We start from the raw sequence: 19,395 nt of genomic DNA, 5'->3' as shown, positions 1-19,395 counted from the left end.
TAATGATATATCATTTTAAGTGTTCTCATGTTAAAATACATTCTAATTATAGCATTTTATTTTCTGTTTAATTTATTTTTAACGTTTTACATCGGGTATTAGTGCAGATTAACCGCTTAATTTATATATTTGAAACAATATTTATCTTTATCCCCAAAAATAACCCCCTCCAATTTAATACTAATAGCAAACGAATTTTTTACATGAATTTTAGGATTTATAGGTTAGTTATCTTTTTTTTATTGATTACTCCCTTATGTAATGCCCAGGAAGGCTTACCAATTTATACAGATTATTTAACTGATAATAATTATCTGATACACCCTTCTATGGCTGGTGTATCTACAGTTTCTTCAAAAATACGGTTAACAGCAAGACAACAATGGTTGGGGCAGGATGATGCGCCTAGTTTAATGACCGCAAGTATTAATGGCCGAGTAAATGAGTATTCTCCATCTGCAATTGGAGGAATTTTGTATTCAGATAAAAATGGTTACCATTCCCAGAAAGGAGCATATTTAACTTATGCACACCACTTGATGTTTTCAAGAAATCCAATCGATTTAAATATGTTATCTTTTGGTTTAAGTGCTGGTTTTATTCAATATAATTTAGATGAGTCTGAGTTTTTAAGTGCCGGTTTCGACCCGATTATATCTGGTATTAAACAAAGTTCTACTAATTTTAATATGGATTTAGGTATGTCTTATCAGTTTATTAGTACCTATATACATGCAACAATTAAAAACATCTTAAAAAACGATGGGATTAATAATGATATTGAAGTTACAAATAATTTAAGACGTTACTTATTTTCTGTTGGAAGTGTGTTTCATACAAAACGTATTGATACCGATATAGAACCTTCTGTAATGATTCAGTATAAAGAAGGAACCAAAGAGACTATTTTAGATTTTAATTTTAAAATGTATAAAGATTTTGAAAAGTCTAATATGTATTTTGGTTTGTCTTATAGAGTAAGTCTAGATGGTACACAATATTTAGATGGTTCAGGAGAAAGTAAGCAAAAGCTACAATACATTACACCAATTTTTGGTGTGTCTATCCATCAATTTGTATTCTCTTATGCTTATAATTATCAGGCTAACTCTGTTGTGTTTAACAATGGTGGTTTTCATCAGTTTTCTTTAGGTTATAATTTTAATATAAGAAGACCAAAATATGATGGTCGATTGCCTGCCAATAATTAACTTTGTTTAAAACTTAGATTATGATTATAAAAGCTGTTAATGGACACGCTCCACAGATCCCAGAAGATTGTTTTGTTGCCGAAAATGCAACTATTGTTGGAGAAGTAAGTATGGGTAAAGATTGTAGTATTTGGTATAATGCAGTGCTTCGTGGCGATGTACATTTTATTAAAATGGGCAACAAAGTAAATGTACAAGACGGTGCTATTATTCATGCAACATATCAAAAATCACCTACAACTATTGGTAACAATGTATCTATTGGGCATAATGCTTTAGTGCATGGCTGTACCATACACGATAATGTCTTAATTGGTATGGGAAGTATTGTTATGGATGATTGTATTATTGAAAGTAATTCTATTATTGCAGCAGGTGCTGTTGTAACTAAAAATACGATTGTTAAATCTGGAAGTATTTACGCCGGAGTTCCTGCTAAAAAAGTTAAGGATATTAGTCAAGAATTAATTTCTGGCGAAATCAATAGAATTGCAGATAATTATGTGAAGTATTCTAGCTGGTTTAAAGAAGAATAATATTAAAAATTTAGGAAATTTACTGAATACGCTTCATTTAAAAGTGTCTTCATAACTTTTGGATCTCCATTAGAATAAAACTGATGTTTAGCTGAAAGTGTTTCTGTATTCAGTAAATTTTGTTTTTCTAAGATCGTTTTAGTTTGTCTTGCAACTGCTTCTCCAGAGTCTATAATTTTTACTTCTTTAGGTAGTAACTCTAATAGTAACGGTAGGAGGTAAGGGTAGTGGGTGCATCCTAAAACTAAATAGTCTATGTTGGCCTTTATCATAGGTTCTAGATAGATTTTAAGTAAAGTTTTCATGTCTTCACTTAAGGTCTTTCCTGCTTCAATTAAAGGTACAATACCTTCTCCTTCTTGCTCAATAACTTGAACATCGTTTTTATATAAATTTGTGGTATCGTGAAAAAGCTTGCTAGTTAGTGTGCCTTTTGTGGCTAAAATTCCAATTGCTTTTGTTTTACTGTTTAAGGATGCTGGTTTAATAGCAGGCTCTATACCTATAAATGGTATATTATACGTTTCTCTAAGCACTTTAATAGCATTTGTGGTTGCTGTATTGCACGCAACTACAATAAGCTTGCAATTATAGTTTAAAAGATACTCTGTGTTTTTAATACTTAATTTAAGAATGTCTTCTGGCGATTTATTACCATAAGGAGCATTGGCACTATCTGCCAAATAAATGGTGTTTTCATGTGGCAATAAAGCTTCAATTTCTTTATAAATTGAGGTGCCTCCAACACCAGAATCAAATATACCAATTGGTTGTGTACTCATAATATCAAAAATAAAAAAAGCCACTTTAAAAAAAGCAGCTTTTAGAATATTGTTAACGTTATTAAATTAGAAACCTAATTCTTTTTTTACGTCTGCTAATAAGTTTTTACCATCTGCCATGATTACTCCACCACCTTGAGAAGCATCTAGTACATAATCAAAACCTTCTGCTCTTGCTACTTTTAAGATTGCAGCTTTTGCTTTTTCAGTAATAGGTTTTAATAAATCTACTTCTTTTTGTTGCATGTCTTTTTGAGCTTGTTGTTGGTACTGACGAATGTTTTGTTCCATTGTTTGTACTTCTTGAACACGCTTAGCATTTTCTTCTTGAGTTTTTGTAGCAGACTCAGCGTCATATTGCTTTACTTTAGTGTCAAGTTCTGAAGCCATGTTTTTAATATCAGTCTCATACGTTTTTCCTAATTTCTCCATTTGCGCTTGAGCAGTTTTCATTTCTGGCATAGAAGAAACTAATTCTTGAGTATTAATATGAGCAACTTTACTTTGTGCTTGTACAAAAGATGATGCGCCAATAAATAAAGCTGTTGCTATTAAAAGTGTTTTAAATTGTTTCATTTTTAAAGTATTAATTTGTGTTATAATTTGTGTTAATTACTCTTCTTTGTTATTATTATCACTGTTTTCTAGAACGTCACTGTTCTCTTCAGTTTCTTCGATTTTTTGTGTTTCTCCGTTTTCTTTAGCTTCTCGTTCTAATTTAGCCTTTTCACGTTCTTCAAGAATACGTTTTTTTCTCGCCTCTAATTCTAATTCTCTTGCTTCGCGATCTATAATTTTTTGTTGTTTACGTGCTTCAAGAATCTCTTCTTTAGTTTTTGGTTCTGATTTCGTTTCTGTCTCTTCCTCGGTTTCAGATTCAGAGATTGCTTCTATATCATATTCAGTAGGTGCCGATGCATTACTGTCTTCTGTGGTTTTTTCTTCGCTAGTTTCCTCAGAGGTCGCTAATGTATCATTATTTTCTGAATTTTCAGAAACTTTATTTCGTGCATCTAATTTTTCTTGTCTAGCTGTTTCCCGATCTTCAAGAAGTTTCTTTCTTCTTTCTATAGCTTCTTGTTTACTTGCGGCTCTAGCTTCTAAAATTTCTTTTCTGCGTTGCTCTTCTTGTTGTGTACGTTCTTCTAATCTATCTGCTTGAGCTTTTTCTCTAGCTTCTAGTTCTGGATTGTAATCTGGAACTATGTCTTCTTCTGAGGCAGCTTTACGTTGTGCTTTAGTTTGTGCTTGTTGTCTTTTAGATGTTCTATTTATACTTCTTAAAACAAGTTCGCTAATATCATAACGTTCTGCCGAATATAGCATAACTAAATCTTCAGATTTATCGAATATAAAATCATATTGTTTTGATGCAGCGATATCTTGTACAGCCGAAAATATTTGATCTTGTATTGGTTGAATTAATTGAGTTCTTTGAACCATTAAATCTCCTTTAGGGCCAAAACGTTTTTGTTGCTGATCTAGAATTTCTTTTTCTTCATAATCAATGTCTTCTTTACGTTCTTCATAAAGCTCTGTTGTTAACAGTGCTTTTTCATTGCTTAAGTCTTTTCGTTTTTGAGCAATATCGTTTAATTTTAAATCGATATCTGCCTTCCAACGTAATACTTTATCGTTTAATTGAGAAGAGGCATCTTGATATTCAGGAATGTGTTCTAAGATATATTCTGTATCAATATAACCAATTCTTACGCCACGTTGTGCTTGTGCTGTAAGACCACCTAGTAAACCAACTACAGTCATTAAAAAAAGAACGTTTATTTTCATCTGTTTCATCTTAATAAAATTATTAACTGCTAAACTTTACAAACGACAGATGAATTAAATTATTCTGTCACCTCCTGATTTAAAGTTTTCAAAATTAACAAATTTTAATCTTATAGCTTTTAAACAAGAAGTAAATCCTTAATCTATCTATAGAAAATATCATGCCAAATTAAAATTGTTGTCCAATGATAAAGTGAGTTTCCCAACCGTTTGGAGAAGTTTCTCCTGGAGTTGGATCGAATCCATAACCAAAATCAATACCTAATAAACCAAATGCTGGCATAAATACACGTAAACCTACACCGGCAGATCTTTTTAATTGGAATGGGTTATAATCTTTAAATGCATTAAATGCTGCACCTCCTTCTAAAAACGTAAGAGCATATATTTTTGCAGATGCTTTTAATGTAATTGGGTAACGTAACTCTAAAGAGAATTTATTATAAATAGACGCTCCATCTTCTGTTGTGTTACCATTTGTGTCTAATGGTTGTATAGATTGATTTGCATATCCACGTAATGCTACAGCTTCTCTACCATCTAAACTATAACTTCCTAAACCATCTCCTCCTAAGTAGAAACGTTCGAAAGGTATAACACCTCTATCTTGGTTATATGCACCTAAATATCCAAATTCAACGCTTTGTTTTAATACCAATTTCCCGATAATGTTTGAATACCATTCACCATTAAATTTAATCTTGTAAAATTCTAACCAGTTAAAACGTTCTTGATCAATTTCTCCCATTAAGTCGTAAGCATCGCTTCTTGCAACTGAAGATTGGTCTGAATCGTTATAAATATCTTCTGCGTCTTCACGTTCTTCAGCTAACTCTTCATAATCTACACCGTTAATTAAAGAGTATGGTAAAGATAGTTTTGCACTTACACTAAAGTTAGAACCTCCTAGAGGGAATACAGGGTCGTTCCATGTGTTGTTTCTTGTTAATCCTATGGTGTAAGATAAACTGTTTGAGTAACCGTCTGAGAATGTAAATAACCCAGTACTATAGTTTTTAAGGTTGTAATGTTGTAAACTAACAGATTGTGATAATGTAAAAAAGTCGTCTGGTACAGATAAACGTTTTGCTAAACCTACTGTAACACCAATAATATCAAATCGTCTGTCTTTGTCAGCTTCACCTGTACTAGAATCGTATAAAAATTGATTAGAGTAAGAAAGAGAAGTAGAAAATTGTACTGGTTTTACTCCACCCATCCAAGGTTCTGAGAAGGAGAAGCTATATGTTCTATAAAATTGACTGGCTTGTAAACGTAACGATAATTTTTGTCCGTCTCCCATTGGTAATGGTTTATAAGCTTCTTTATTAAAAATATTTTTTAAAGAGAAGTTATTAAATGAAAGTCCTAATGTACCAATGAAACCACCACCACCGTAACCACCTTGTAGTTCGATTTGGCTAGATCCAGTTTCAACAACATCATATTCCATATCGATAGTTCCTTCGTTTGGATTTGGATTGTTAAAATTTGGAGTGATTTGTTCTGCATCGAAAAATCCTAACTGACTTAATTCACGAACCGTTCTTACAACATTTTCTTTACTGTATAATTCTCCCGGTCTTGTACGAATTTCACGATAAATAACGTGGTCATTTGTTTTTTCGTTACCAACAACTGTTACTTCATTAAAGTGAACTGGTTTTCCTTCGGATACTCTAATTTCCATGTCTATTACATTTCCATCAGCATTTGTTTCTACTGCGTTAATGGTAGAGAATAAATACCCGTTGTTTTGGTATAAGTTGGTAATATCGTTTCCGTCAGGTCTGCTATCGTCTGCAATTCCTTTTTCTAATAAAATACCATTGTATGTATTTCCTTTACGAACTCTTAAAATAGCATTTAAATACTCGTCTGTATATACTGTATTCCCTATAAAATTAATTTCTCCAAAGGTGTATTTTGTTCCTTCTTCAAGATTTATATTAATAGAAATTGTTTTGTCATTGTTTACAAAAACACTGTCAGAAATAATACGTGCATCTCTGTATCCATTTTCTTTATAAGTGTCTATGATGCTAACTAAATCTGTTTTGTAATCTGCCTCAATAAATTTTGAACGTTTCCAAACACGTGCAAGCATTTTCTCTTTAGTATTTTTCATACTAGCAAGAAGTTTCTTATCTGCTAAAACAGTATTACCTTCAAAATTGATGTCTTTTACTTTTACCTTTTCTCCTTTATCAATAGAAACTAGCATGTTTACACGTGGCTTCGCTATTGAATCGTCTATTGGGTAAACTCTTATAATTACTTTAGAGTTGTAATAACCGTCTTTTTGATATTTAGACTCTAAATAATTTTTTGTAGTTGTTATTAAGTTTTCAGTAACCTTTACGCCTTCATTAAGGTTATTGTCTTTTATAATATCTTCTTTTTTCCCTTTTTTAATTCCATCTATTCTTAAATTCTTTAATTCAGGTAGATCAAATAAGTGTATTTCTAGGCTAGCTACATCGTCATGTACATCCTTAATGTAAATTTCTATATCGCTAAATAATCCAGATTTCCATAGTTTTTTTATAGATTCACTAATTTCTTCTCCAGGAATTGAAATTTGAGACCCTTTTCTAAGGCCAGAATAGGTTACAATAGTTTGTTCACTAAAACTAGAGTTTCCAGACACAGTAATTTCTGCAATGGTATATTTTTTTCCATTGGCACCGGCCTGAGCATTAACAGTTGATGTGTTTAATGCAAAAAATAAAATAAAAATGAATGGTAAGTATGTTTTCAATGATAATGAATTAGCTAAGTTGTTCACTTGTTTTTCCAAAACGGCGTTCTCTTTTTTGATAATCAGTAATAGCATCATATAAATGTTGCTTTGTAAAGTCTGGCCAAAGTATATCTGTGAAATATAATTCGGCATAGGCGATTTGCCAAAGTAAAAAATTACTTATACGTTGCTCTCCACTAGTACGGATAAGTAAGTCTACATCAGGTAAATTTTGCGTGTAAAGATGCTTATTTATAACTGATTCATCAATATTTTCTAAAGAAATTATATTATTTTTAACTTTATTACTTATTTCTTTTACAGCAGAAATTAATTCTTCTCTAGACCCATAACTTAAAGCAAGTGTTAGAGTCATCCTTGTATTATTTTCTGTTTTAGCAATAACTTCATGTAGTTCTTTAAATACTTTTTTAGGTAAAGAGTTTAAGTTTCCTATTGCATTTAGTTTAATATTATTGTCTTGAAGCGTTTTAATCTCTTTTTTTAAAGAGCTCACTAATAGCTTCATAAGTGTGTCTACTTCTAGTTTCGGGCGATTCCAGTTTTCTGTAGAAAAAGCATATAACGTTAGGTTTTCTATGCCTAATTCTGCACAGGTTTCTACAGTTTCTCTTACAGACTTCGTCCCGTTTTCGTGGCCAATGGCTCGAATAAATCCTTTTTGTTTAGCCCAACGCCCATTACCATCCATAATAATAGCAATGTGTTTGGGTAATCTATCTGTATTTATGTTTTCTTTCAAAATCTATTTTAATTAGTGCAATAACAAGGATTTCTTCCAAAAGTGTAAGTTAGTGTTAATCCTGTAAATACATACCAGTCGTTATTGTTTAAATTTCCAAAACTCATGTCAGGATTATCACTACCATCTAAATTGTCTGAAAATGTATATCGTGCTCCTACTTCTGTACCTATGTTAAACGAGTAACTAAGTCTAAATTTGTACCCTAATGTTAAGGGAATTCCTAAAGCTGTTTTTGTTTCTGATATTTTTTCAACTCCAGTAGTATAAGTGTTATTGTATCGTAAAGCGCTTAATCCTGAGTAAAAATACGGTGTGCTTTGCGGTCCAGAATCGTGTAAGTCAAATTCGAAAAAATTGAATTCTAATCCTGCAGAGATCTCTCCAACTGTTTTTGTATCTTGATTTTTAGATGTTTGAAGTTCCGTTAATATTCCAGAAACGCGCCATGAATGCCTAGAACTTTTGTTCCATTTATAGATTCCTCCAATAGCGAACTGATTTGGATTTATAAAATTAGGTTCTCCTACATCGCCTATTAAATTACTTCCACCTAAAAACAGCCCAAATTCATGTATTTGGGAATAACTAGATTGTAGAGAAAAAAGACTTATAATAAGTACAAGTGTATACTTCATAGGGTTTTTTAAAGTTTGCAAATATAGCAAATAAGATTAGCTCTTAACAAATTGAATTAATTTGTATTAGTTAAAAACTTAAATCTTGCAAAATTATTGTTTAATTGCGCTTGTCTTCTCCCCATAATAATTTTTTTCTTAGGGTGTTTAAAAAGCTTTCATCTAAAAGTTCTATCATTTTAATTTTAAAATCTGCTTTTTTTATCGTTAAGATTGTTTCGTTATTTATAGTTGCAATTCTAGAGTCTAAAGAAACTAAATATGTGTTTTCTCGTCCGCTAACTTTTAGTTTTATTTCTGTAGAGTCTGTTATAACTAAAGGTCTTGCGTTTAAGTTGTGAGGTGCAATTGGTGTTAGTGCTAAACTATTTGTATCTGGCGTTATAACCGGACCACCACAACTTAAGGAATACCCTGTAGATCCTGTTGGAGTAGCAATTATTAACCCGTCGCTCCAATACGATGTTAAATATTCGTCGTTTAAATAAGTTTCTACTGTAATCATAGACGTGGTATCTTTTCTGCTAACTGCAATTTCGTTTAAAGCGAAATTCATTTTAGAAATGTCTTTGTTTTCTGTAGATGTTGTTATGGCAAGTAAGCTACGTTCAGAAATTTTATAGTTTCCATTTAAAATATCGTCTATCGCTTTTTCTATATATTCTTTAGGAATAGTTGCAAGAAAACCTAATCTACCTGCATTTATACCTACAATAGGAATATTTAAATCTTTTACATAAGTTACGGCTCTTAATATGGTACCGTCTCCTCCAATACTAATTAATAAATCGTAAGTCTTATCTAAAACATCGAATGTATTGAATACATTATATTTTTCATCGTCTTTAATTTCATTGTGAATTAAGTCAAAAAAATTACGTTCAATAAAAATTTCAGCATTCTTTTTTAAAAGATGTCTTAGTAGTGTTTCTACAGGGACATCGGAGTTTTTATGATAAAATTGTCCAAAAATGGCGATTTTCATAATTACATGTTTAGGTATTTGTTTAAATAATCAGATCGTTCTTTTAGACTTTCAATATAACTATCATCTTCATGTCCAGATATAATACTGTAATCGTAACGTCTAAAAGTTTGTATAATATCGTTTAAACTAGAGTTTCCTATTTTTAAAGTTAATTGGGCCAATTCGTTTTCCATTTTAGAAATAAATGCGCCTAATAATTTTCCGTTGTTAGATTCTACTATCTGAGATATTTCACTAAAAGAAAAATCGTCTATTCCTTTTTCTACCACTAAAGTGCCTCCGTCTTCAGCAAAAAAAGGTGTTTGGTGAAATAAAGTAATAATATCATTAAGCTCATAATAGCCTAAATATCTATTATTCGCATCTAAAACAGGCATAATATTTGTCGAGTTTTGTGCAAAAACTTCTAGAGCATCTAACCAATTAGCATCATCTCTTACAAAAAAGCCTTCGGCCGCATAGCTATGGTCTGCAATTTTTTTCTCACCTTCAAAGCAATATACGTCGGTTTCAGAAAGGCAACCTATGTAAGTGTTTTCTTTGTTTAGTACGGGTATGTGTGTGTAAGTAAGCTGATTAAACAGTAGCTGCATGTCGCTAATCTTGTCGCTTGTGCTTAACGGTTTTATGTCGTTTATAATATATTGGGAAATATTCATTTTATCCTCATTTACTAATGCGCAAATTAATTAAAAAATAGTACAATAAGCCTCTTCTACTTTGTATTTTTGTGATATCAAAAATGGATTTATGACAAAGTTAAGTGTAAATATTAATAAAATAGCAACACTAAGAAATTCTCGCGGTGGCGATTTTCCTAATGTTGTTCAATTTGCTAAAGATGTTCAACGTTTTGGTGCAGAAGGTGTAACCATACATCCTAGACCAGACGAAAGACATATACGTTACCAAGACGCATTCGATTTAAAGTCTGAAGTTTATACAGAGTATAATATAGAAGGTAATCCTATAAAGAAATTTATGGATATGGTTTTAAAAATAAAGCCTACCCAAGTTACATTGGTTCCGGACGGAGACGATGCCATAACGTCTAATGCGGGTTGGGATACTATTAAGCATAAAGATTTTTTAGTCGATATTGTCGAAGAATGTAAACGAAACAATATACGTACATCTATTTTTGTAGATCCAGATTTAAAACAAATTGAAGGTGCAAAAGTTATAGGTACAGATCGTATAGAGTTGTATACAGAAGCATTTGCTTATCAATTTGGTTTAGGAAATTCAGACAGCATTATACCTTATACAGAGTGTGCCGTGTTGGCAAATAGTTTAGGTTTAGGTATAAATGCAGGACACGATTTATCTTTAGATAATATTAAGTTTTTTAAAGATAATATTCCTGGATTAATGGAAGTTTCAATTGGTCATGCTTTAATTTCAGAAAGCTTGTATTTAGGGATTGAAAATGTGGTAAATATGTATTTGAATAAACTGAAGTAGGATTTTTAAAAACAATAAGTAATGCAATTACATGCTAACGTATTAGGCGAAGGTGCGCCGTTTGTTATTCTTCATGGCTTTTTAGGTATGAGTGATAACTGGAAAACACTAGGTGTTCGTTTTAGTGAACAAAACTATCAAGTGCATCTTGTAGACCAACGTAACCACGGAAGAAGTTTTCATACAGACGATTTTAGTTACGAGCTTTTAGTTGAAGATTTAAAAAACTATTGCGATGCTAATAACTTAAAGCGTATTGTGCTTTTAGGGCATTCTATGGGTGGAAAAACGGCCATGTTATTTGCAACTAAATACCCAGAATATGTTTCTAAATTAATTGTCGCAGATATTTCTCCTCGTTTTTATCCTGTGCATCACGATGCCATTTTAAACGGATTAGGAACTTTAGATTTTTCTGAAATTAAAACAAGAGGTGCTGCAGATAAAGCGTTATCCCAATACGTAACAGATTTAGGAACACGTCAGTTTTTATTAAAGAATTTATACTGGGTAGAAAAAGGACAATTAGGATTACGTATAAATTTAAAATCACTAACAGAAAACGTAGCCGAAGTAGGAGAGGCCTTGCCTGTACATGCAGAGTTTGATGGCGATACGTTATTTCTTAGAGGCGATAAATCTGAATATATCTCAATGCAAGACGAAGGTGTTATAAAAAGACATTTTCCAACAGCTAAAATTGTTACTATAAAAGATGCAGGACACTGGTTGCATGCAGAAAATCCAGAAGATTTTTACAGCGAGGTGATGCTATTTATTTCGTAACTTAGTTATAGAAAAATTAAAACATATAGATTTATGAATCAAATTATTAAATTTATTTTAACAGCCTTAATCGTTATGTTTCTAGGTTGGTTTTTGTCAGGAATATATGTAGACGATATATTTACAGCCATTTCTGTAGCACTAGTTTTAGCAGTACTAAACATTTTAGTAAAACCAATTTTAACTATTTTAACCTTTCCAATTACTATTGTAACATTCGGATTATTCTTATTGGTAGTCAATGGAATGATTATCTTATTAGCCAGTTATTTAATAGGAGGTTTTCATGTAAATTCTATTTGGTCAGGGATGTTGTTTAGTATTTTGTTAACCATACTGCAATCAATAATATATGGTATTGTAGGAGAAGATAAAAAATAGTCTGAAATACAAGACGTTAAAAACTTTGTAGGGTTGTAAAAATGTTTTATTTTTGCAGCCCGTTTTTAATTAGAAAAATCAAGGAGAATCTGTGCTTTTACGCTAAGAAATTAGGACAGAAACTTATGTTAAATGCCCAAGCTGGGTTTTATATCATTTAAAATGAATATTACAAGAGAGAACATCGATGCATTAAATGCTGTAGTAAAAGTTGATATCGCAAAAGAAGATTATAGCGATAAAGTAGAGAAAATCTTAACAGATTACAGAAAAACAGCAAACATTCCTGGATTTAGAAAAGGACATGTACCAATGGGGATGGTAAAAAAACAGTATGGTAAGGCCGTTTTAGTTGATGAAGTAAATAAATTATTACAAGACGCTTTAAATAAATATTTAACTGAAGAAAAATTAGATGTTTTAGGTCAGCCACTTCCTAAAGCTCAAGACGGTATCGATTGGGATGCTGAAGCATTTTCTTTTGAATTTGAATTAGGTTTAACTCCTGAGTTCGATGTTGAATTAAAAGGTAAAGATTCAATCACTCAATATAACATTGTTGCAGACGATAAAATGATCGACGAACAAATTGAGAACATTCAAAAACAATACGGAAAATTAATTCCTCAAGACGTTGTAGAAGAAGACAGTGAAATTACTGGAGCTTTTAAAAACGAAGAAAAAGAAATAGAAAACACAGTAACTTTAACTTTAGACAAACTTAAAGGAAAAGCAAACGCAAAGAAATTTGTTGGTGCTAAAGTTGGTGATGTAATTACACTTAAATCTAAAGGACTTTACGAAGATGATCACGATTTAATGCATGCATTAAAAATATCTCACGAAGAAGTTCATGGTTTAGATATTGAATTAACTTTTACTATCTCTGAAGTAAACAAACGTGAAGCTGCAGATTTAGATCAAGAATTATTCGATAAATTATTCGGAGAAGGAACAGTAAAATCTGTAACAGAATTAAGAGATAAGATTAAAGAAGATGCTGAAAAGCAATTCGTGCAACAAGCAGATCAAAAACTTTTAAACGACGTTACTGAATATTTAGTAGACAATACTAAATTTGATTTACCATCAGAATTTTTACAAAAATGGATTCAAGCAGCTGGTGAAACACCTCTTGATGATGCAGCAGCTAAAGAAGAGTTTGAAAAGTCTGAAAAAAGCATGCGTTACCAATTAATCGAAGGTAAATTAATTACAGCTAATGACATCCAAATTACTATGGATGATATTAAAGGTCATGCTAAAACCATGATTAAAGCTCAAATGGCTCAATTTGGTCAAATGAATCCTTCAGATGAAGAATTAGACGGAATCGCTGCTCGTGTATTAGGAAACCAAGATGAAGCACGTCGTATCTCTGAACAAATCATTAGTCAAAGACTATTAGATGTGTATAAAGAGAAAGCAAATTTAAAAGTAAAAGAAGTGACTTACGAAAACTTTGTTAAAGAAGTTTACGGAGACAAATAAGTCAACTGTTTTAAAAGAATAATCATTATATTTAGGCGTTGAATATGTTTTATTCAACGCCTATTTTATTCATTATTTAATCAAAAATAACATTTATGAATTACGGAAAAGAATTCGAAAAATTCGCTATAAAAGATCAAGGGATAAGCAGTACGTACTACAACCAAATCATGGACAGTATGTACCCTACAAATTTAACCCCAAACATTATCGAAGAACGCCAGATGAATGCTGTGGCAATGGATGTGTTTTCGCGTTTAATGATGGATCGTATCATCTTTATGGGTACAGGAATTAACGACCAAGTGGCTAACATTATTCAGGCACAATTGTTGTTTTTAGAAAGTACAGATGCTAATAAAGACATTCAAATTTACATTAACTCTCCAGGAGGAAGTGTATATGCAGGTCTAGGTATTTACGATACTATGCAATTTATTAAGCCAGATGTTGCTACAATTTGTACAGGAATGGCTGCATCTATGGGCGCTGTATTATTATGTGCAGGTGCTAAAGGAAAACGTAGTGGTTTAACGCACTCTCGTGTTATGATTCACCAACCTTTAGGTGGTGCTCAAGGGCAAGCTAGTGATATTGAAATTACTGCTCGCGAAATTTTAATATTGAAAGAAGAATTATATAAGATTATTAGTAAGCATTCAGGTCAAGATTACGACAAAGTATATGCTGATAGTGATCGTGATTACTGGATGAAAGCTGATAAAGCTAAAGATTACGGTATGATTGATGAAATATTAGTGAGAAGCTAATACAAATCAAAAAAAAACAATAGCAATTTGCTACTGTTTAAAAGTGAAATTTAAAAAGATTTATGGCAAAGGAAGAATTAGAATGTTCGTTTTGTGGAAGAAAGAAACCTGAGACTAGTTTATTAATAGCAGGTTTAGATGCGCATATTTGCGATCGTTGTATCGAACAAGCACACGGTATTGTTTTAGAGGAATCTAAGCAATCAGATAATAGTGAATTATCTGCCGAGTTAATGTTGCGTAAACCACTTCAAATTAAAGAATTTTTAGACGAGTACATTATTGGTCAGGATATGACTAAAAAAGTAATGTCTGTTGCTGTCTATAATCATTATAAGCGTTTGTTGCAATCTCCATCTAAGGATGATATCGAGATTCAGAAAAGTAATATCATGATGGTAGGACAAACAGGTACAGGAAAAACATTAATGGCTAAAACCATTGCAAAAATGTTAAATGTGCCTTTAGCTATTGTAGATGCTACGGTATTAACAGAAGCTGGTTATGTTGGTGAAGATGTAGAAAGTATCTTAACGCGTTTGTTACAAGCTGCAGATTATAGTCTTGAGAAAGCTGAAAAAGGAATTGTTTTTATAGATGAGATTGATAAAATCGCACGCAAAAGTGATAACCCTTCAATTACAAGAGATGTTTCTGGAGAAGGTGTACAACAAGCGTTATTAAAACTTTTAGAAGGAACTACTGTAAACGTTCCGCCAAAAGGAGGACGTAAGCATCCAGACCAAAAGTTTATTGAAGTAAATACTGAAAACATCTTGTTTATCGCAGGTGGTGCGTTTGATGGTATTGAACGTAATATCTCTAAACGTTTAAATATGCAAGCCGTTGGGTATAGTGCTTCAAAATCTGATGACGTGATAGATCGTAATCATTTGTTGCAATATATTATTCCAAAAGATTTAAAAGATTTTGGATTAATTCCTGAGATTATCGGGCGTTTACCAGTATTAACTTACATGGATCCGTTAGATGCTAAAACCTTAAGAGCGATTCTTACAGAGCCTAAAAATGCAATTATTAAGCAATATGAGAAATTGTTCGAGATGGACGATATTACATTTCATATTACAGATGGTGCGTTAGATTTTATAGTTGAAAAAGCTGTAGAATATAAATTAGGTGCACGTGGATTGCGTTCGTTATGCGAAGAAGTTTTAACAGATGCTATGTTTGAGCTTCCTGGTACAGACGAAAAAGAATTGAAGGTTACTAAAGTATATGCCGAGAATAAATTGAATAAAACAACGATTAAAAAGTTGAAGGCAGTATCTTAAATAATTAAGATTTTATTATAAATAAAAAAACCACTCTACGAAGTGGTTTTTTTTTATTTTGGTTGCAGTAAAATGACTTGCAACATACTGTAATTAAACAGGTTTCGATTAATAGCATGGCAAATGTATACTGAATAAGAGTATTAAAAAAGTATATGTCTAAGTTTTAGACATATGTACGTAATTTGCCGATGAAGTGACTATTTATAGCTGTTCAAACGATTGTTTTGCATTTATAATGAGTAATTCGTCAATATATTCCCTTGAATTTGATAATCTAGGAATTTTATGTTGCCCTCCTAATTTATTGTGCATTTTTAGCCAATCGTAAAATAAATTTTGTTTTCCTATATGTATGGTTGGTCTGTTTAGTGTAAGGTTATTGTAACGTTTTGCTTCATAATCAGAATTTAAAGCCTTTAAAGCATTGTCAAACAATTCAATAAAGTAATTTAAATCTTCTGGTTTCTTTTTAAATTCTATAATCCATTCGTGGGCTCCTTTTTCTTTATCTTTCATAAAAATGGGTGCTCCGGTATAATCTACAATTTCAGACTTGGTTCGTTTGCAAACCTTTCTTAAAGCATCTTCAACGTTTTCTATAATTAGTTCTTCTCCAAATACATTTATATGGTGTTTTGTACGTCCAGATACTTTTATTCTATAAGGAGAAATAGATGTAAACCTAACGGTATCTCCAATTTTATAACGCCAAAGTCCTGCATTAGTGGTAATAACTATAGCATAGTTCTTTTTTAGTTCAACCTCGCTTAATGGAATTATTATCTGATTAATAGTGTTGTACGTTTCCATAGGGATAAACTCGTAAAAAATACCGTAATCTAGCATTAGTAAAAGTTCTTTGGTATCGTTATGGTCTTGTATGGCAAAGAATCCTTCAGAAGCATTATATGTTTCGTAATACTTAAAGTTGTTATTAGGTAATATTTTCTTGTATTGATCTGCGTATGGCGTAAAACTTACTCCACCATGAAAATACACCTCAAGATTTGGCCAAACATCATATAAGTTCCCTTTTCCTGTCGTTTCTAAAACATTATTAAGTAATACTAGCATCCAAGAAGGAACTCCCGCAAGACTCGTTACGTTTTCCATTATTGTTTCGTCTACAATAGCTTGCATCTTGGTCTCCCAATCGCTCATTAATGAAATTTTATTACTCGGCGTGCTACTAAATTCAGCCCAAAAAGGCATGTTTTCAATTAAAATAGCTGATAAATCCCCATAAACGGTGCCGTTTTCTTTGTAAAGTTTTTTGCTTCCTCCTAGTCTTAATCCTTTACCAGTAAAGAGTTGTGAGTTTTCATTATTATTTAAGTACATACAAAGCATGTCTTTTCCTGCTGCATAATGGCAATCTTCTAAAGACTCTGTACTCACAGGAATAAATTTACTTTTTGCATTTGTGGTTCCGCTAGATTTTGCAAACCATTTTATATGTGATGGCCAAAATATATTATCTTCTCCTGTACGAGAACGCTGAATTAAATCCTGATAATCTTCATAAGTAGACACAGGAACACGCTCTGCAAAAGTGCGATAGTTTTTTATAGTACTAAATTCATGCTGTTTACCAATTTTAGTGTCTTTAGCGGTCTGAATTAGATTTAAAAGTAACTCTTGTTGTACTTCGTTGGGGTATTTTAGAAATAAATCGATTTGATGAAATCGTTTTTTCAGGAACCAAGAGGCTATTGAGTTTACTATAGTAATTGGCATATTTACATTATCTTTAAGAACTAAAAATAATACTTTTTTTATGACTTACGAGGGTGTTCTAACAAAAATGGAAACCGAATATGCAAAACCTATTCAATATTATCTAGTTTTCGATTCAGACTTTTTAAATATGAATCAATTGCTAAATAAAACTTTAAATATTAATTTCATAAAATATCAATGTCTAAACTGTGGATTAGATAAAAAGATATACAGACAAGGTTTTTGTAAAAGTTGCTTTTTTGAAGTGCCGCAGGCTGCAGATTGGATTATGAAGCCAGAATTAAGTACCGCGCATTTAGATATTGAAGATCGTGATTTAGCATTCGAAAAGAAGGTACAATTACAACAACATATAGTGTATTTAGCAAATACAGGTACTGTAAAAGTAGGAGTGACTAGAAAAGGACAAGTGCCAACACGTTGGATAGATCAAGGTGCCCATGAAGCTATAGAAATTGTTGAGGTGCCTAATAGGTATTTGGCAGGAATTACAGAAGTTGCTTTAAAAGCATTTGTGTCTGATAAAACCAATTGGCGAACGATGCTTAAAAATGAAATTGCAGATGAGAATTTAGTAGCGTGGCGAGATAAGTTAAAAGGGTATATTCCTGAAGAAGCAAAACCTTATTTTATAGCGGATAATAAGGAGACCGAAATAGAATTTCCTGTACTTCAATATCCTGTTAAACCAAAATCTTTAAATATTGAAAAAATGCAACATTATACAGGTGTATTAAAAGGAATAAAAGGACAGTATTTAATTTTTGAAGATGATACTGTTTTTAATATACGTAGTAATGAAGGGATGTATGTCTCTATTGCAATAGACTAAAACAAAAAACACGCTTTAGAAACGAATCTAGAGCGTGTTTTTTTATTGTATATAAAGTCAACATTAAATATCTTCTTGATCTCTCAAGTTTTGGATATAAGCTGCTTTTTGATTTTCTCTTCTTCTTTTTACTGAAGGCTTAGTGAAAAATTGATTCTCTCTTAAAGTTTGCATAACTTTCACATTTCTGTGTTTTCTTTTGTAACGTTTAAGAGCGCGATCGATTTGCTCGCCTTCTTTTACTATAATTTTAAGCATCTAAATTCTGGTTTTAGTAATTAATTATTCTGGTTTTTAGGATTATCCTAAATAAGTTTTTAAAATTTTGTTTTTAGAGCTATGACGTAAACGTCTAATCCCTTTTTCTTTTATCTGTCTAACACGTTCACGTGTTAAATCGAAAGTTTCTCCAATTTCGTCTAAACTCATTGGTGCTTCATTGCTTAATCCAAAAAACAAACGTAATACATCACTTTCTCTTGGAGATAGTGTGTCTAGTGCTCTGTTTATTTCAAGATTTAAAGACTCATACATTAAATTGTTGTCAGGATTTGGTGATTCACCAGATTTTACAACATCGTATAAGCTTGAAGTTTCTCCTTCTTTTAATGGTGCATCCATTGAAAGATGACGACCAGAGTTTTTAAGAGACTGTTTTACTTCACTTACAGTCATATCCAATTCGTTTGCAATCTCGTCTGCACTTGGCGGACGTTCGTGAGATTGTTCTAAGAAAGAATATGCTTTATTAATTTTGTTAATCGAACCAATCTTATTTAAAGGTAATCTTACAATTCTAGATTGTTCTGCTAAAGCTTGTAAAATAGCTTGACGAATCCACCATACGGCATAAGAAATAAACTTAAACCCACGAGTTTCATCAAAACGTTTTGCAGCTTTTACTAAACCAGCATTACCTTCATTAATTAAATCAGGTAAAGTTAACCCTTGGTTTTGGTATTGTTTAGCAACTGAAACTACAAATCGTAAATTAGAGGTTGTTAATTTATCTAAAGCCACTTGGTCACCTTCTCGTATGCGTTGTGCTAATTCAACTTCTTCTTCAGCTGTAATTAGTGGCATCTTACTAATATCTTGTAAGTACTTGTCTAACGATTTCGATTCCCTGTTCGTTACTTGTTTTGTAATTTTTAATTGCCTCATCTATCTTTTTTTGTTTTGTG

Annotated in this window: 20 protein-coding genes; 9 read left to right on the top strand and 11 right to left on the bottom strand. The window is 31.8% G+C overall.

Going from position 1 to position 19,395, the window contains the following annotated elements; translation table 11 throughout:
* Positions 1 to 203 precede the first annotated feature (203 nt).
* Positions 204 to 1,211, top strand: a complete 1,008-nt coding sequence (locus tag GQR95_RS03600) for a type IX secretion system membrane protein PorP/SprF (protein WP_159021863.1) — start codon at positions 204 to 206, stop codon at positions 1,209 to 1,211.
* Between the two features lie 17 nt (positions 1,212 to 1,228).
* Entirely contained in the window at positions 1,229 to 1,747 is a 519-nt protein-coding gene (locus GQR95_RS03595; RefSeq protein WP_159024221.1) for a gamma carbonic anhydrase family protein, read from the top strand.
* A gap of 2 nt (positions 1,748 to 1,749) precedes the next feature.
* On the opposite strand, the gene murI is transcribed toward GQR95_RS03595, so the two are convergent.
* From murI to GQR95_RS03555, 8 genes are all read right to left on the bottom strand, one after another.
* Positions 1,750 to 2,529, bottom strand: a complete 780-nt coding sequence (murI, locus tag GQR95_RS03590; RefSeq protein WP_159021862.1) for a glutamate racemase — start codon at positions 2,527 to 2,529, stop codon at positions 1,750 to 1,752.
* A gap of 66 nt (positions 2,530 to 2,595) precedes the next feature.
* The gene (locus tag GQR95_RS03585) at positions 2,596 to 3,105 is read right to left on the bottom strand and encodes an OmpH family outer membrane protein (protein WP_159021861.1); all 510 of its coding nucleotides are present in this window, start codon (positions 3,103 to 3,105) and stop codon (positions 2,596 to 2,598) included.
* A gap of 36 nt (positions 3,106 to 3,141) precedes the next feature.
* On the bottom strand, positions 3,142 to 4,317 hold the full coding sequence (locus GQR95_RS03580) for an OmpH family outer membrane protein (RefSeq protein WP_159021859.1): 1,176 nt from the start codon (positions 4,315 to 4,317) through the stop codon (positions 3,142 to 3,144).
* 169 nt (positions 4,318 to 4,486) lie between these two features.
* Positions 4,487 to 7,156 carry an outer membrane protein assembly factor gene (locus tag GQR95_RS03575; RefSeq protein WP_159021857.1) on the bottom strand — a complete coding sequence of 890 codons (2,670 nt, stop codon included), beginning with the start codon at positions 7,154 to 7,156 and terminating at the stop codon, positions 4,487 to 4,489.
* Entirely contained in the window at positions 7,089 to 7,772 is a 684-nt protein-coding gene (locus GQR95_RS03570; RefSeq protein WP_233266035.1) for an isoprenyl transferase, read from the bottom strand. Before GQR95_RS03570 ends, GQR95_RS03575 begins: the two co-directional genes overlap by 68 nt.
* A 59-nt stretch (positions 7,773 to 7,831) precedes the next feature.
* A complete protein-coding gene (locus GQR95_RS03565; protein ID WP_159021856.1) occupies positions 7,832 to 8,461 on the bottom strand; it encodes a DUF6089 family protein in 630 nt (209 codons plus the stop codon).
* Between the two features lie 100 nt (positions 8,462 to 8,561).
* Positions 8,562 to 9,446: an NAD kinase gene (locus tag GQR95_RS03560; protein ID WP_159021855.1), complete on the bottom strand. Its 885-nt coding sequence runs from the start codon at positions 9,444 to 9,446 to the stop codon at positions 8,562 to 8,564.
* Between the two features lie 2 nt (positions 9,447 to 9,448).
* Complete coding sequence (locus GQR95_RS03555; protein WP_159021854.1) at positions 9,449 to 10,108, bottom strand: CBS domain-containing protein; 660 nt, start codon at positions 10,106 to 10,108, stop codon at positions 9,449 to 9,451.
* A 91-nt stretch (positions 10,109 to 10,199) separates the two neighbouring features.
* Between GQR95_RS03555 and GQR95_RS03550 the strand changes: the two genes are divergently transcribed.
* The 6 genes from GQR95_RS03550 to clpX all read left to right on the top strand — a co-directional run bounded on the left by GQR95_RS03550 (position 10,200) and on the right by clpX (position 15,636).
* Complete coding sequence (locus GQR95_RS03550; RefSeq protein ID WP_159021853.1) at positions 10,200 to 10,913, top strand: pyridoxine 5'-phosphate synthase; 714 nt, start codon at positions 10,200 to 10,202, stop codon at positions 10,911 to 10,913.
* Positions 10,914 to 10,934: 21 nt separating this feature from the next.
* A complete protein-coding gene (locus GQR95_RS03545; protein WP_159021852.1) occupies positions 10,935 to 11,699 on the top strand; it encodes an alpha/beta fold hydrolase in 765 nt (254 codons plus the stop codon).
* A gap of 33 nt (positions 11,700 to 11,732) precedes the next feature.
* Positions 11,733 to 12,080, top strand: coding sequence for a phage holin family protein (locus GQR95_RS03540; protein ID WP_159021851.1), 348 nt, complete (start codon positions 11,733 to 11,735; stop codon positions 12,078 to 12,080).
* 162 nt (positions 12,081 to 12,242) lie between these two features.
* Positions 12,243 to 13,571, top strand: a complete 1,329-nt coding sequence (tig, locus tag GQR95_RS03535) for a trigger factor (protein WP_159021850.1) — start codon at positions 12,243 to 12,245, stop codon at positions 13,569 to 13,571.
* A gap of 95 nt (positions 13,572 to 13,666) precedes the next feature.
* Positions 13,667 to 14,341 carry an ATP-dependent Clp endopeptidase proteolytic subunit ClpP gene (gene clpP, locus GQR95_RS03530; protein ID WP_159021849.1) on the top strand — a complete coding sequence of 225 codons (675 nt, stop codon included), beginning with the start codon at positions 13,667 to 13,669 and terminating at the stop codon, positions 14,339 to 14,341.
* Positions 14,342 to 14,403: 62 nt separating this feature from the next.
* On the top strand, positions 14,404 to 15,636 hold the full coding sequence (gene clpX / locus GQR95_RS03525; protein ID WP_159021848.1) for an ATP-dependent Clp protease ATP-binding subunit ClpX: 1,233 nt from the start codon (positions 14,404 to 14,406) through the stop codon (positions 15,634 to 15,636).
* Between the two features lie 204 nt (positions 15,637 to 15,840).
* On the opposite strand, the gene GQR95_RS03520 is transcribed toward clpX, so the two are convergent.
* Positions 15,841 to 17,376: a GH3 auxin-responsive promoter family protein gene (locus GQR95_RS03520; protein ID WP_159021847.1), complete on the bottom strand. Its 1,536-nt coding sequence runs from the start codon at positions 17,374 to 17,376 to the stop codon at positions 15,841 to 15,843.
* Positions 17,377 to 17,416: 40 nt separating this feature from the next.
* Here GQR95_RS03520 and GQR95_RS03515 point away from each other — a divergent pair, with 40 nt between their 5' ends.
* A complete protein-coding gene (locus tag GQR95_RS03515) occupies positions 17,417 to 18,211 on the top strand; it encodes a DUF2797 domain-containing protein (RefSeq protein WP_159021846.1) in 795 nt (264 codons plus the stop codon).
* 63 nt (positions 18,212 to 18,274) lie between these two features.
* On the opposite strand, the gene rpsU is transcribed toward GQR95_RS03515, so the two are convergent.
* Positions 18,275 to 18,469, bottom strand: coding sequence for a 30S ribosomal protein S21 (gene rpsU, locus GQR95_RS03510; RefSeq protein WP_159021845.1), 195 nt, complete (start codon positions 18,467 to 18,469; stop codon positions 18,275 to 18,277).
* A 42-nt stretch (positions 18,470 to 18,511) separates the two neighbouring features.
* The gene (locus GQR95_RS03505) at positions 18,512 to 19,375 is read right to left on the bottom strand and encodes an RNA polymerase sigma factor RpoD/SigA (protein ID WP_057777960.1); all 864 of its coding nucleotides are present in this window, start codon (positions 19,373 to 19,375) and stop codon (positions 18,512 to 18,514) included.
* Positions 19,376 to 19,395: the final 20 nt, after the last annotated feature.

It is taken from the genome of Formosa sp. L2A11 (assembly GCF_009796865.1).
Lineage (GTDB): Bacteria > Bacteroidota > Bacteroidia > Flavobacteriales > Flavobacteriaceae > Formosa.
This window is presented reverse-complemented; position numbering and strand designations above follow the sequence as displayed.